This window comes from Luteibacter sp. GL_149 (genome assembly GCF_057834065.1).
Window position 1 is genome coordinate 4,453,142 of sequence record NZ_CM174395.1, and the last position, 11,590, is coordinate 4,464,731.

At 64.6% G+C, this 11,590-nt stretch carries 14 protein-coding genes; 3 read left to right on the forward strand and 11 right to left on the reverse strand.

Translation table 11 applies throughout. The features are described 5' to 3' along the window. The first annotated feature begins 38 nt into the window (after positions 1–38). Positions 39–677 carry a DUF6988 family protein gene (locus AC3IR3_RS19545; protein WP_489194602.1) on the forward strand — a complete coding sequence of 213 codons (639 nt, stop codon included), beginning with the start codon at positions 39–41 and terminating at the stop codon, positions 675–677. On the opposite strand, the gene AC3IR3_RS19550 is transcribed toward AC3IR3_RS19545, so the two are convergent. The 10 genes from AC3IR3_RS19550 to AC3IR3_RS19595 form a co-directional block, all read right to left on the reverse strand. After that, on the reverse strand, positions 674–2,881 hold the full coding sequence (locus tag AC3IR3_RS19550; RefSeq protein ID WP_489194604.1) for a type IV secretion system DNA-binding domain-containing protein: 2,208 nt from the start codon (positions 2,879–2,881) through the stop codon (positions 674–676). The genes AC3IR3_RS19545 and AC3IR3_RS19550 overlap by 4 nt on opposite strands. Further along, on the reverse strand, positions 2,881–3,882 hold the full coding sequence (locus tag AC3IR3_RS19555; protein WP_489194606.1) for an ArdC family protein: 1,002 nt from the start codon (positions 3,880–3,882) through the stop codon (positions 2,881–2,883). The genes AC3IR3_RS19550 and AC3IR3_RS19555 overlap by 1 nt, the downstream gene beginning before the upstream one ends. Next, entirely contained in the window at positions 3,879–4,052 is a 174-nt protein-coding gene (locus AC3IR3_RS19560) for a hypothetical protein (protein WP_489194607.1), read from the reverse strand. Before AC3IR3_RS19560 ends, AC3IR3_RS19555 begins: the two co-directional genes overlap by 4 nt. Then, positions 4,049–4,471 carry a hypothetical protein gene (locus tag AC3IR3_RS19565; protein WP_489194609.1) on the reverse strand — a complete coding sequence of 141 codons (423 nt, stop codon included), beginning with the start codon at positions 4,469–4,471 and terminating at the stop codon, positions 4,049–4,051. The genes AC3IR3_RS19560 and AC3IR3_RS19565 overlap by 4 nt, the downstream gene beginning before the upstream one ends. Before the next feature lie 77 nt (positions 4,472–4,548). Continuing rightward, positions 4,549–5,082 (reverse strand): hypothetical protein, encoded by a 534-nt coding sequence (locus tag AC3IR3_RS19570; protein ID WP_489194610.1) that lies wholly within the window; start codon positions 5,080–5,082, stop codon positions 4,549–4,551. 74 nt (positions 5,083–5,156) lie between these two features. Then, entirely contained in the window at positions 5,157–6,479 is a 1,323-nt protein-coding gene (locus AC3IR3_RS19575; RefSeq protein WP_489194612.1) for a hypothetical protein, read from the reverse strand. Between the two features lie 94 nt (positions 6,480–6,573). Next, complete coding sequence (locus AC3IR3_RS19580; RefSeq protein ID WP_489194614.1) at positions 6,574–7,047, reverse strand: hypothetical protein; 474 nt, start codon at positions 7,045–7,047, stop codon at positions 6,574–6,576. Continuing rightward, positions 7,044–8,696, reverse strand: coding sequence for a type IV secretory system conjugative DNA transfer family protein (locus AC3IR3_RS19585; protein WP_489194616.1), 1,653 nt, complete (start codon positions 8,694–8,696; stop codon positions 7,044–7,046). Before AC3IR3_RS19585 ends, AC3IR3_RS19580 begins: the two co-directional genes overlap by 4 nt. After that, on the reverse strand, positions 8,680–8,823 hold the full coding sequence (locus AC3IR3_RS19590) for a hypothetical protein (RefSeq protein WP_489194618.1): 144 nt from the start codon (positions 8,821–8,823) through the stop codon (positions 8,680–8,682). The genes AC3IR3_RS19585 and AC3IR3_RS19590 overlap by 17 nt, the downstream gene beginning before the upstream one ends. After that, positions 8,820–9,203, reverse strand: coding sequence for a hypothetical protein (locus AC3IR3_RS19595; RefSeq protein ID WP_489194620.1), 384 nt, complete (start codon positions 9,201–9,203; stop codon positions 8,820–8,822). Before AC3IR3_RS19595 ends, AC3IR3_RS19590 begins: the two co-directional genes overlap by 4 nt. Before the next feature lie 603 nt (positions 9,204–9,806). Here AC3IR3_RS19595 and AC3IR3_RS19600 point away from each other — a divergent pair. Then, positions 9,807–9,977 (forward strand): hypothetical protein, encoded by a 171-nt coding sequence (locus AC3IR3_RS19600; protein ID WP_489194622.1) that lies wholly within the window; start codon positions 9,807–9,809, stop codon positions 9,975–9,977. Next, on the forward strand, positions 9,974–10,771 hold the full coding sequence (locus AC3IR3_RS19605; protein ID WP_489194624.1) for an HNH endonuclease: 798 nt from the start codon (positions 9,974–9,976) through the stop codon (positions 10,769–10,771). The genes AC3IR3_RS19600 and AC3IR3_RS19605 overlap by 4 nt, the downstream gene beginning before the upstream one ends. 45 nt (positions 10,772–10,816) lie before the next feature. Here AC3IR3_RS19605 and AC3IR3_RS19610 read toward each other — a convergent pair whose 3' ends face one another. Then, positions 10,817–11,581, reverse strand: a complete 765-nt coding sequence (locus AC3IR3_RS19610) for a hypothetical protein (protein ID WP_489194626.1) — start codon at positions 11,579–11,581, stop codon at positions 10,817–10,819. Positions 11,582–11,590 lie beyond the last annotated feature (9 nt).

An 11,590-nucleotide genomic window follows, 5' to 3' on the forward strand; every position in this document is an offset into this window, starting at 1 on the left:
CCCTTGCACGCATTTGTCCTCACCTGGAGACCCACCGATTGCTCACCTTGCTTGCTCAATCGGACCGGTTTCATGCGGCGCTCGAAGGGGTCCTGGAACCCTTCGCCGGCTCCCCGCTTCCTAAACCCCGTCATCGCGCGTGCGCGGCGGCCGCCTCGCTGTCCGTCGAGCACGGGGCAGCCTTGCGATTGGCCTTTGGGCACGGCATGCCCAGCGCCGCCACGGCGCTGCTGCGGCCCCAATACGAAGCCCTGGTGAGGAGCGCATGGAGCCTGCACGCAGCGACCGACGAACAGGTGGCGGTGTTGATGCAGCCCCTGGATGCGGACGCCGACAAGCAGGCCCGCAAACTGCCGCAGGCGAACGATATGCTCACGGCGTTAGACAAGGTTGCCCCCGCAGGGCTCCTGGCCCCGTTGCGGGAGTTTCATGGCGTCGCCTGGAACGGCCTGAACTCCTACATCCACGCGGGCCTTCATCCCATCGCCCGTCGGGTGGAGGGCTATCCCGAAGTGCAGGCGGTGCAACTCATCCGGAACTCAAACGGGTTAATCCACTTCGCTTATCGATTGATGGCCAGCCTGACGGGCTCGCCCGAGGTCATGGCAATGACCACGCACCTTTGGGAAGACCATCGCGATTGCTTTCCGGTCGCCGCCCCGATGGGACCCGCTTAGCGATCTTGGGCCGGCCCCACCTGGACCAGGGCCACGGGCCGCGGGTCGGTCTCGGGCGTGCCCACGCTTTCCTGGATGAGGTCAATGATCTCTGCGGCATGAAGGATCGGCTCAACGCCCGGAAAAGCGGCACCGGCCAGCGTCGCCAGCGGGCTGCTTTCGCGCTCCGCATGAATCCGTTCGATGGCGCCCCGCTCCACGACGATGGTTCGGCCCTTCGGCGCGTCGGGCTCGAGCTGAGCCAGGGGGTTCTCTGCCCAGTAGAACAGTGGCTCGCCCGGTTGGCCCGGCGTCCGGTTCACCTTGCGGCTCATCGTTCGAGCCACCTTCCGGCCCGCCGGCTTGGGTTCGGCGTGCGCCTCGTGCGCCTTCACTTCCACCCGATCCCCGGCGCCGGCCGCTGTCGTCGTCGTGCTCGGTTTGGCGTTGGGTTTCGCCGGACCCATCGTCCATCGTGCAGGTCGATGCGGGGTGCGCCGCTTCTCCGGCGACACCCCAGGGAAATCTAGCGTCAGCACATCACCGCCCATGCTAACCATGGCCCGGACGCCCCAGCCCAAAGCGAACGCTTTGTTGGGGCGGGGCCCCAGGGCGGAGGTCAGTTCAGACGGCTGAATGACCGGGCGGGTCTCTTCATGCACGGAGGTGTTGGTGCCGGATTGCTGCCCACCGCCACCGGTCGTGTTGACGGCGGTGATGGCCCACCGGGACTTACCGAACTGCTCGGCGATCGCGTCGCGGGATGCAGAGGGCTGGCACCGGAAAATCAGGTGGGTTCCGATCATCGAGCCGAGCGAGCGCATGGTCTCCTCGCCCCACACGGCTTTGATTTGATCGAGGGTCTGGCACGCGCCCACGAAGATCACGCCCTTGCTGCGGCCCCGTTCAATGAGCCCGGCAAAGTCGATCTTGCCCAGGCTGGGCAGTTCGTCGAGGACAAACGCAACCGTTCGGCCCTTCTCGTCGTCGGGCAGTGCGGCCGACAGCAGCGCCGGGGTCAGTGTGTTGATGATGGCGCTCGCCAGCGCCGTCGTTGCAGTGCGATCGCCGGCCTGCAAGATGATCTGGCGGATTTCCCCCGTGTAGCCATCGGCGGCCCAGTCGCTGAAGGCGATGGACGGGCGCAGGTGGCCCGCACTGTCGCGACCGTCACCCCAGGCCAGGGCCAGGTCGTCGATCAGTTTGGTGTAGGCGCTCAACGTCGCCAACACGCTGCCGGTGGTCTGCGATTTTTCATCGGCCACCAGGGCAACGGCCTTCGGGTAATGCTCCGCCATGCTCGCCGCAAACGCCGGGGCTGCCATTGCCAACCGATCAGCCAACGTGGACCAGCCCCAGTTGGTGCCCAACTCGTTCTGAAGGCCGCGCAATGAGCCTTCCAGCAACTGGCGTGCGGCCGTCGCCCAAAACTTGCCGTTGCCGTCTTCGTCGGGGATGAGCGAGGAAGCGAAGGTCTGCGCCTGGCTGCTGGTGCGCAGATCCCGCCCGAGATCCCAGACCAAGGAGCGCTGATCCCACGGGCACAGCAGGCCCACGGAGCCACCGAGCCAATAGGACGTGAAATCGCCCTTGGCATCGTAGATCAACGTGCGGTGGCCGCCCGCCAACAACTGCTGGACGATGGGGATCAGGCTGACCGTTTTGCCGCTGCCGGGCGAGCCATACATCAACACGCCGCGCGTCCAACGGCTCTTGGGCAACGGCAGTTCGGGATGGAGATCCATGAAGGGCGGTTCCTTCGCGCACTCGACCGCGGCGACCTGGCGCGCGGCCCGGACGGCGTCCTTCCCTTCCAGCAACTGCGGCCCGTCCAGGTGGCGCATGCGCCGCCAGGGGTGGAGCCCCGCTTTCAAGACGTAGGCGCCGGCCGCCATGCCAAGCGCCAGCGCTGGCAGCAGACGCGCATGGAGGGGCCACAGGTTCAGTGCGGCGGGGTTGTCCACCGCGGCATGGGGCATCAGATGCTCACCGCTCACCTGGGAGAGCAGCACACCGGGATACGCGAGCAACTGGTGGAGCAGTCCGCCATCGGGAATGCCTGATCCCAGCAACGGACGCCACAACGCCCAACCCACCAACGCATCCACGAACGCGAGCGTGAGCAAGCCGGCGACGATCGCGCTATCGACGCGCCGGATCCACGTGCTCGGTGGCGTGTTGGCCGGGATCGGCTGCAAGAACAGGTTGAGCGTCGGACCGGCCATCAGCGGGCCATCCCCCGCTCTTGCGCTGCGCCTTCGCGCACACGGGCCGGACGCCGGGGCGCACGCGCGGCGACGGGCTCAACCGGAACCGGTGCCGGGGCCGGCGTAGCGGGACGTTCCGGCGCGTGCTCCTGCTCGCGGTGGCGATCGAACGTCATCAGATACGTGTGGATCTTTTCGGCATCGGCGGACGCGCGGAAGATTTCCCGGGGGTCGTCTTTCAATGCGCGAACCCATGATTTGACGTAAGCGGCATGTTGGCCGGGGTCGTGACCGACACCCAGTTCCGAGCCGATCATCAGGCTGGCGATTTCCGCGCGGAGTTCTTCCTTCGCGTAACTCTCGCTCGCAAACGTGCCGGTCAAATCGCGCGCCAAACGGCTGCCATGTCCGGACCAATGGCCGAGTTCATGCAGCACGGTGGCGTAATACCGATCCGCGCTCGGGAACTGCTCGCGCAGCGGGACGATGATGCGATCGGAGGCCGGGCTATAAAACGCGGCGTTGCCCTGCCGGTGCTCCACCCACGCCCCGCTGGCCTGCACCAGGGCGTCGGCCCGTTCGATGGGATCCCAGGTGCGCACGGGCGCTTCATACGCCGGCATGCCGTCGATCTGCGACGCGTGAAACACCGTCGCCCAAAAGACCTTCGGGCGATCGAGACGGACCGTGCGCTTCACGCCGTCGGGACCCTTCTCGTCCTTCTCCATTTGCCAGTATTCGATCGTCGTGCCCTTCTCGCCCCGACGCACTTGCCAGCCTTCGGCGTCGGCCTGCTTGTAAGTGCAGAAGCGCGGATCGTCATGGCCCTGCGACATCAACCACATCGCATTGATGCCGCGGTAACGCTTGCCCGTCGTCGGGTTCATGGGCATGCCGATCGGACCCGCATCGGGGTCCCAGGGACGCTGCCAGGGCGCCGTGCCCGCTTCCAGTTGTTCGATCAGTTGGCGCGCCACGCGCTCGGCGAAGGGAACCTTGGCCTCTTTCTCGTCGTTCATGGCCGCTCCTCCCCATCGCGCGCGGTGATCGCATCGGACAGGCTCAACGCGTCTTCTTCAAACGCGCCCATCTGCTCCGGGTCGAGGTCGCGGGCCCGCTTCGCCGGCACTTCGGTCGACGGGGTCCGCAACGCGGAAGGCAGTGAAAACAGTCGGGTCAGCCAGTTCATGCGCGCTGCTCCCCAAGGCCGAGGATGGAAGGCAGGGGATGCAGCCAGGTCTGGACGCGCTTCTCACGCACCGCCGATTTCCAGACCGCACGCAGTGCATCGGTGAGGGCATCGACCTGCGGCCAGAAGCCCATGGCCGTGCGGAGCGCGGGGTCGATCTGCCAGCGGGCAATCGTCATGGCATCGGTGGCGACTGCGGCGAGGCGGCGCACGCCCGGCGGCCCGATGAAGGCTTCGGTTTGCGCTTGGCGCAGGATGCGCTCATAGCGGGCCAGCGCCTGGTCACGGACGCGCTGCTTTGCGAACTGGTCGCGGGTGTGTGTGGCCCAGGCCAAATCGGTTTCGGCGATACAGGCTTGGCGGCCGGCCTTGGTCAATGCGCCGAGCAGGACGGCGCCGCGTTTCGGAGTGAGGGGCATGGGGATCTCGCAGGGGATGGGATGACAGATCCACCCTAGCCTCGGCCACTCCAAACGGAAGCCCCCCCCCTGCTGACTTACCAGCGCATCGTCGGCCGGGGGACCATGCGGGTCGGCATCATGAAGGGCGACAGGCGCGCCGCCGCACGGGGCCGCTCGGGCTGCGGCGGGGGAGCCGGACGGTCGCCGCGCGGGAGCCAAAGGGCCATGTTGGGGAATACGCGATCGAGCGCCATCCGGACCCGCGGGCGGGGCACCGGGACGCGCACCCAGATGCCTGGGACTTCGCCCTTCGCAAAGGGCCGGGGGTTGGCCTTCCACGCGGCCAGCGCGTCGAAGATTTGGATGGGGCGGATTTGTGGGCGCATGGCGTCCTGGAGTTCGCCCAGGTGCTCGCCGACATCCAGCACGTGCGACAGAAACTCCCACCCGATCGCGCCCATCACCGCGCCGGCGATGCCCGAACCAAAGAGTTCCAGGAGCGTGCTCTCCGGCTGCTCCAGGTCGAAACCATCTCCATCTGGGTCAATCTGCACGAACATCCAAAAGTCGAGGGTTTCCTCGTCGGGGTTTGACGGCGGCAGGTTGGGCGTGCGGTTCGGGGTGGTCATGGCGGGCTCCAAGGGAGGTATAGAAGGTCTCCCTATACATCAACCCTAGGCCGAAATCGGCGGACGTCAAGACCTCAATCGTTGGGGATGTGCCACGGCGGACTGTCCCCCAAATCGTCGCCTGGCATGAGCCTGGGATCGGGGAGGAGCGATGTGCCGTTACCTCGGATGAACGTGTCCACCATTTCATCGTTGGCCCACGACACCCGCTCCAACTCCCTGGGCATGAAATAGTGCAGTTCCAGTTCGATGAGGCGACTGCCTGCCATGAACTCCGTTGCCGCCCGTTTGTTGAGCGCGCGCTTCAGGTCCGAAGCCACGCTGTCGCGGGCGGCATCCATCCCGAAATGAACGATGGCGAGCGGTGCATTGGCGACCTGGCGATCGACATCCGCGAGTTTCGATTTAATGAAGCGCGCTCGTGCCTCCACGGAGGGCTGGGCCAGACACTCCCAATGAACCACCGTTGCCTGGGACACCTCGGCGACGTATCGGGCGTCATCCTCATGCGCGCTTTCCGCACGAAGTGAGATCATGCACTTAGCGGGGTCGAGCACCCGACCCGTCAAGAGCCGAAATATCTTCGGCCCGACAAGCACGTGACTGTCCACCGTATCGGCAGCCACAGCGTCGAGGTCGCAACGGCGAACGACGCCCTGGCCGTAGTCGTCGCGCCAGGGATACCCGTCCGGCAGCGCCAGACGGGATTGAAGGGCGCGATCGGCATGCATCGCCAAATAGTCCAGGGGGACCGATGCCACCTCCACGGTAAACGTCACGTCGAGGAAAAGGCTCACCTGCTTCGCATCGGTCAACGGATCGAGCGCAGCGAAAAGCACCTGGACTGCCTCTCGTTCTTTAGTTTCATACGCGGTCGACTGAAGCCTTTTGCACTCGACGTGGACACGCTGATCATCCACACCGACGGACAGATCGGCGGCTCGATCACGACCCTCGGGAATGAACGCGACATCCAGTCCTTCCCGCAGGTAACGCCCCGCCATCGCGAGTTCAAACAACGCGCTTTCCGGAGACAACGTGCCATGGGCCATCATGCGTTTGACGCGTCCCTCCGCTCCTTCGACCTGGGACAGTTCAGGAAGCGCGATCCCGATCGCCTTGATGAGGGAAAGGATGCGCGAACCCAGACGCGCGTCATAGGCTTTGGCATGCGACAAAAACGCGACCGCCTGGGCCAGCCATGCACCCGGCAGGTCCGTCGGCAACAGCAGTGCGTCGTTCCTGACCCAGCGCCCCTCCTTCAAACCACAGTTGTCCATGTAATGCCGCATGGCCCGCATGGTTCGGCGAATGTGCTCCTGTTGGCTGTCTCCGGTGCAGTGCCATATCCACCCCAAAGCGCGCTGAATATCGTCGTCGTTCTCGATCCCAGCCATCCCCTGCTCCCCGTCCTGGATCCACACCGATGATATCGCTCAGCCTGTCACAAGAACGGGCCGCAAGCGGCCCGGGTGGAGGGGAGAGACGCGGTCAGATGGACATGCCACGCAGTTTGCTGGTGAGCGACCGATCGCGGGCCACCTCTTTCCCGAAGTCGTCGCGCCTCGGAACGGAAATGCCCCCTGAGACAGGGACCGGGCAGTAAAACGACGGATCGGAGGGACGACGCACACTGCCGGCCTGCTTTCCGTCGCTCTGCGCCTGGACGTGCCCCGGCGGCTCCGCGCGGGGGGCACTCACGCCCATGGCCTGGGCGAGCGTGGGCGCGAGGGCGGGGAGCACCCCTTTCCCGACGTCGTCGCGTTTCGGACGCGCTACGCGAAGCACAGCGGGTCGCGGGTCTTCACGCTGCACCGGGGGAGCCGGCGGTGCAGTGGCGGGCGCGTTCATGCCCATGGCCCCAGCCAAGGTGGGAGCGGCGGGCGCCGAGCGGGCAGCGAGCGCCGCTTCCCGGGTCGGGTAGGTCTTCTCATAAGCGCTGATAAACGGTTGAACGGGTTTCATGCGGACACCTCATCGAAAGTCGAAGCCTCATCCAGGTCAAACGCATCTGGGGCTTCGTCAGCCAGCGCGTCGAGTTCGGGGTCAAACGGCACATCGGGATCGCAGATATCTTCCGGCAGCGTGTCCATGTGCCGATCCAACTTGATGAAATCGCGTCGCGGTGAGCCGGCGCGGGTCAAACAGACCAGCGCGGTCCCTTGGCTCGCTACGAGCGATTCGAACGTCGCTTTGCTGAGCAGCGGTTCTTCAGACCAGCCTTTTCCATTGGCCGTCGTGACCAGCGAGAACTTCAAGTGATCCGCGGCGCCGCCCATGCCTTCGCGATTGCCATCGGTCGCCGCGGCGAGCGAATGGAAACTGCCGGCGCCCAGGCGGCGCAGCCAGCGCATGACGTGCGCCAGGGGATGGGTCGGGTCATACAGCGGCGCATCGGAGGCCTCGGCCACGCTACCGATGAAGTTGATGCCCACCCCACGCGTCGCGAACTGCGGCATCCAGGTCATGCCGAACCGCTTCACCAACCACTCCGTGGTGTCTGGAGAACTGCGAAGGGCGATGACGGACTGAAAACTGTCCAGGAAGGCTCCGATCTTTTGCTGATCGCGGCTGATGGCCCGGACGCTCTCAACAGTTTGTGTGCTACAGACAAACCAGCATCCGAGGGAGCGGCCAATGGGTGCGAGTTCCATGTCAGCCTCGGTGAGGAGCAGTTGGCATTCGTCCATCATCATGAGCACTGGCTTGGCCGTCGGATCCAGCGCCCGCCATTTCCCTTCATCCGCTTCTGCGCGCCGCCGGATCTCGTTGAAGACGCGGTTTTTCAGGAAACGCGTCGCCACCGTTCCAGCGTGACCGAAAATGGTTTGCGGCAGGTTGATGCCCACATGACGGCCGTGAAGGCATTCCTCTACCCGGACACCGGTTTCTGATTGAGCCCACTCAAGCAGCAGGGGATGTGCCATCACTGGACTAAACCAGGAACTCACCGTGGCAGCGATGTTGGCCTGAGTCTTCTCGTCCATCCCGTCGACTTCGACCAGGCAGTAGTTCCGCGCGTCCCGCAAAAGCCCACTTGCGGCGCCAGGGTGGTGTTCAAGAATAAAAGCAAGCAACTCCTTGGTATCCGCTACCTTGTCGGCATTTTTCGACAAGCCGATTTGAACGAGGCGGAAATGGTCATGCATCGTCCAGTGCCACGGGCCCCCTGCACCACCCAGATCGACAAGTGCGCGGAGAATCTGTGCAAAATGGCGAATCGCGCTGTAAGCGCTGGAGGTCCAAAACTCCGCCCCCGTTTGCTCGGTGTTGTTCGTGTTCAGTTCCTTCAGGGTGATGCCCACTTGCTCAGGACTCATCCCCTCGTAGAGGCCCACGATGACGCGCCGCGGGTCGATCAACAGGTAGCCTTGGTCGCCTTTGACCCGCCTATACAAAGTCGCCAAAGACCCTTTCCCATCCATGATCAACGAGCCGCCGACATTGGCGCGCACATAGCGTCCGGTGTTCTGCCTGCGCGCATACGTGTCCATGACATGAGCGATGTCGGGCGCGGTCCGATCGATCACGGTTTCGGGGTGACGGTGTTCACGGTGACGGGCGCGCTCTTCGATGACGTGGCGCGCGCACATGGGATTAAAGGCGGGGATCATCGGAAGGCTCCTCAATGACGGTGACGCCGGGGCCGTTCGGCCTCTGCATGTGATTGCGGAGGAGCAGCACAAGTGAAAGGAAGGAAATGCCGAAGGCGAAGCCGGACAGAAAGAGAGCGTCGGTCATACGTCGGTCCTCCGCGGGAGAACGCCGCGCTTCACACTGGGATCTGCGCGCGGGGTGGCGGGCGGCGGTGACACTTGGGCGCTGATCGCTTCAAGGAAAGCGGAGATCAGTTCGCGACTCGTCGCGTCCGATGCCATCGCTGCGGTGATCTGCTCTTGGATGAGCGCGCGGGCCTCATGGCGAAACTTCGCCAGCGCGTCGTCGGTGGCACGGCGCACTTCATCTGTCAGCAACTGCGCCTGATTCTCGACCTGCAAGCGCAAGTCCACGGCTTCCCGAAGCACCTGCGACGGACGCTTACCTTCGCGATCCGCGATGATGGACACCGCGCGCGTTTGTGCGGGATAGAGTCGGATGGTGACGGCCGATTGCGTGCGCATGCGGTGGATGCCTGATGGGGAAGAGGTCGGCGAAATGTTCTTCGCCTCACCTCCAACCTAGCCAAACAAACTTCATCCGCAAGGGGGTGTTCTGCAAAAGGTGGCAACGCCGCAAACCCGCATTCCACATGGGCTTCGGTGGCTTTGGACGGCCAAAAGGCAACGGGTTACGCGCCGAAAGGCAGTCGCAAAGGCAACGGAGAAAAGGCGCGTAGCGCAAAGGCTTCGGACGCTTTTGACGCGGCCGAAGGGAAGCGGTTAGGCCGTCACCGGAGGTGCGACATGGTGTGTGCACCCATCTCTTGCTTGTAAGGAGACGACGAGACTGCGAAGACCCATCCGCTGGCCCGGGCTCATGACAAGCAAGAGAGGGTGCTATCGATCTGGGGGGCGAAGGTGGCGGGGGCTCGACAGATGCGGATCCATCGCTACTGTCGATGTAGCCCACTCCACTTTTCATCGGATGCCCTCATGCCCTCGCCTTCCTCGCTTCGCTCCCTTCCCGTCCGCCCCCGATCCCCCGGCGCGAACAAAGAGCGCGCCCCTCGTCATTCGGATCGGGTGGCCGTTTCGTTCGTGCTTCCGGCGTCCCTGGTGAATGAAATGAAACAGGACGCCAGCCGTCGGGGCCTTTCCACAGTCGCGTATCTGGCCGCCGCTATCGCCATGGCCGGGGAGCGTGGCGATGAAATCGAAGCGCGCGTCCGCTTGATCGAGCACACGCATCACATGCGGTTTCTGCGCGGAGGAAAGTCCGCCCCGGGTGCGGAATGACCGCTCTCGCTCCCGCTGTGCTGCTCGCCTTCCTCGATGAAGTCGAAGGGCAACGCCAGCCGATGGGTGCGGTCCAACCGTGGCTCCGCGATCGCGTGCTGGCCCGCGATAAGTCGCGGTGCTGGCACTGCCGCGCGCCGGCCGCTCGCGTCATGCCGTTGCTGTCCCGTGCCCTCGGGGGTTCTGCAGGTGATGCCAACCTCGTTGCGTGCTGCGATCGTTGCCGGGTTGAGCATGCCGATACGGACCCGCTGGCCCTACCCTGGTCGAAGGACAAGCGACTGACGCTGCCGAAGGCGGCGCAGCGCGATGCTGCACTCGACGACGCCATGCACCACCCCGTGGCCGACCGCTACCGGCGTTCGACGGCGACCTGCCGCGAGTGGCTGAAGGGCACCCGTTGGAACTTCCCCAGGGTGCCTGTGGCGGTGCTGTGTGGGCCGACCGCAACGTTGGTTTGCCCGGTCCAGGTATCGCCAGGGCTGCCTTGGGGCGCGATGGCCGCTTCGCTGCGCGAGGCCGGCGCAACGTCCGTCCTCCTGGCGCCCCATGTGCTTGTCGTGCCCTCGGAACGGTGGCCGGTGGTCGCGCAAGCGCTCATCGAGCGGCACGCGATCCTCCGGCGCGTGAGCGCGAAGGCTGTCCTGAAGTGGGAAGAGCAAGAGCGTGGTTTGGGGGAAGAGCCAGGGCCAAAGGCCCAGTGGGACGTATTGCTTTCCGGCGTCGAGCAGACAAGGCGGGGCCGCGAAGCGAAGCCGAGGGTAGGCTTCCGCGCGCGCCGTCCCCGCACCTAGGCAGGTGCGGCGTTCGCAGCCAGGCTGCGGGGTTTGGAGACCTGTTTAAAGATCGCTGTTTAGGCGTTTCGCAAAGTAGTAGTGCTCGGATACTTCCCTCGCACGACGGTTGTGATCGCTCACGCCTTGATCGGTGGTTTCCAAGTCGCCGTTGCCGGCCGCCAGCAGAACCCTCGGCCCGATGGGTATGAAGTTGAGTGGGGCAATGACATCGGGGACGATGAACTCTGGACCGGGTGACCGCACGATGCCCCACCGCCAATCGGCCATGTTGCGCTTTGCCCACACGATCTGTCCCATGATCCGAATGCCTGCGGCGGCTCGGGAGCCGAGGGTGCCGTCATTCTGGGGAACGATGTAGCCCACTTTCTCCAAACATTCTTGTTCCTCTAGGCTTAGGTCGTGGCCCGATCGCCCTGGGAACGAAACGGCCTCCGGCCGTGATCGCCGGGTTTCTTCACGTGCGATCATGAGTGCGAAGAATGCCGTCGCCGTTTCATTTTCTGAAGCGTCCAAGGTATGCAGTTGCCTGCAGACGATCTTGTCGACCAAGTCTTGGAATGTATCCTCGACGCGCTTTGTGGTCGGCCCCGCCTCAGCGCCGTGATCCCACACGCGACTTGCGCAGAAGACATCCGCCCCAGGAGGAACCCTCCTGATCTTGCCGTCTTTCAGGAGATAACAATCCACCAACCCGTCCCCATCGGCGAACCGTTGTATGGAGGCCTTCGGCAGCACATGCTGACGCTTAGTGATTTGGTGCGGGTTGCCGGGTAACGTCGGCTCGCCGCGCTGAGTGGGGTCCGCCATACCACTTCC

Bases quoted from the DNA above. Each gene is read 5' to 3' on its own strand.
- AC3IR3_RS19610 (WP_489194626.1), bottom strand. From the start codon at position 11,581: ATGGCGGACCCCACTCAGCGCGGCGAGCCGACGTTACCCGGCAACCCG.
- AC3IR3_RS19600 (WP_489194622.1), top strand. From the start codon at position 9,807: ATGAAACAGGACGCCAGCCGTCGGGGCCTTTCCACAGTCGCGTATCTG.
- AC3IR3_RS19565 (WP_489194609.1), bottom strand. From the start codon at position 4,471: ATGCCCCTCACTCCGAAACGCGGCGCCGTCCTGCTCGGCGCATTGACC.
- AC3IR3_RS19595 (WP_489194620.1), bottom strand. From the start codon at position 9,203: ATGCGCACGCAATCGGCCGTCACCATCCGACTCTATCCCGCACAAACG.
- AC3IR3_RS19555 (WP_489194606.1), bottom strand. From the start codon at position 3,882: ATGAACGACGAGAAAGAGGCCAAGGTTCCCTTCGCCGAGCGCGTGGCG.
- AC3IR3_RS19605 (WP_489194624.1), top strand. From the start codon at position 9,974: ATGACCGCTCTCGCTCCCGCTGTGCTGCTCGCCTTCCTCGATGAAGTC.
- AC3IR3_RS19575 (WP_489194612.1), bottom strand. From the start codon at position 6,479: ATGGCTGGGATCGAGAACGACGACGATATTCAGCGCGCTTTGGGGTGG.
- AC3IR3_RS19590 (WP_489194618.1), bottom strand. From the start codon at position 8,823: ATGACCGACGCTCTCTTTCTGTCCGGCTTCGCCTTCGGCATTTCCTTC.
- AC3IR3_RS19550 (WP_489194604.1), bottom strand. From the start codon at position 2,881: ATGGCCGGTCCGACGCTCAACCTGTTCTTGCAGCCGATCCCGGCCAAC.
- AC3IR3_RS19560 (WP_489194607.1), bottom strand. From the start codon at position 4,052: ATGAACTGGCTGACCCGACTGTTTTCACTGCCTTCCGCGTTGCGGACC.
- AC3IR3_RS19570 (WP_489194610.1), bottom strand. From the start codon at position 5,082: ATGACCACCCCGAACCGCACGCCCAACCTGCCGCCGTCAAACCCCGAC.
- AC3IR3_RS19585 (WP_489194616.1), bottom strand. From the start codon at position 8,696: ATGATCCCCGCCTTTAATCCCATGTGCGCGCGCCACGTCATCGAAGAG.
- AC3IR3_RS19580 (WP_489194614.1), bottom strand. From the start codon at position 7,047: ATGAAACCCGTTCAACCGTTTATCAGCGCTTATGAGAAGACCTACCCG.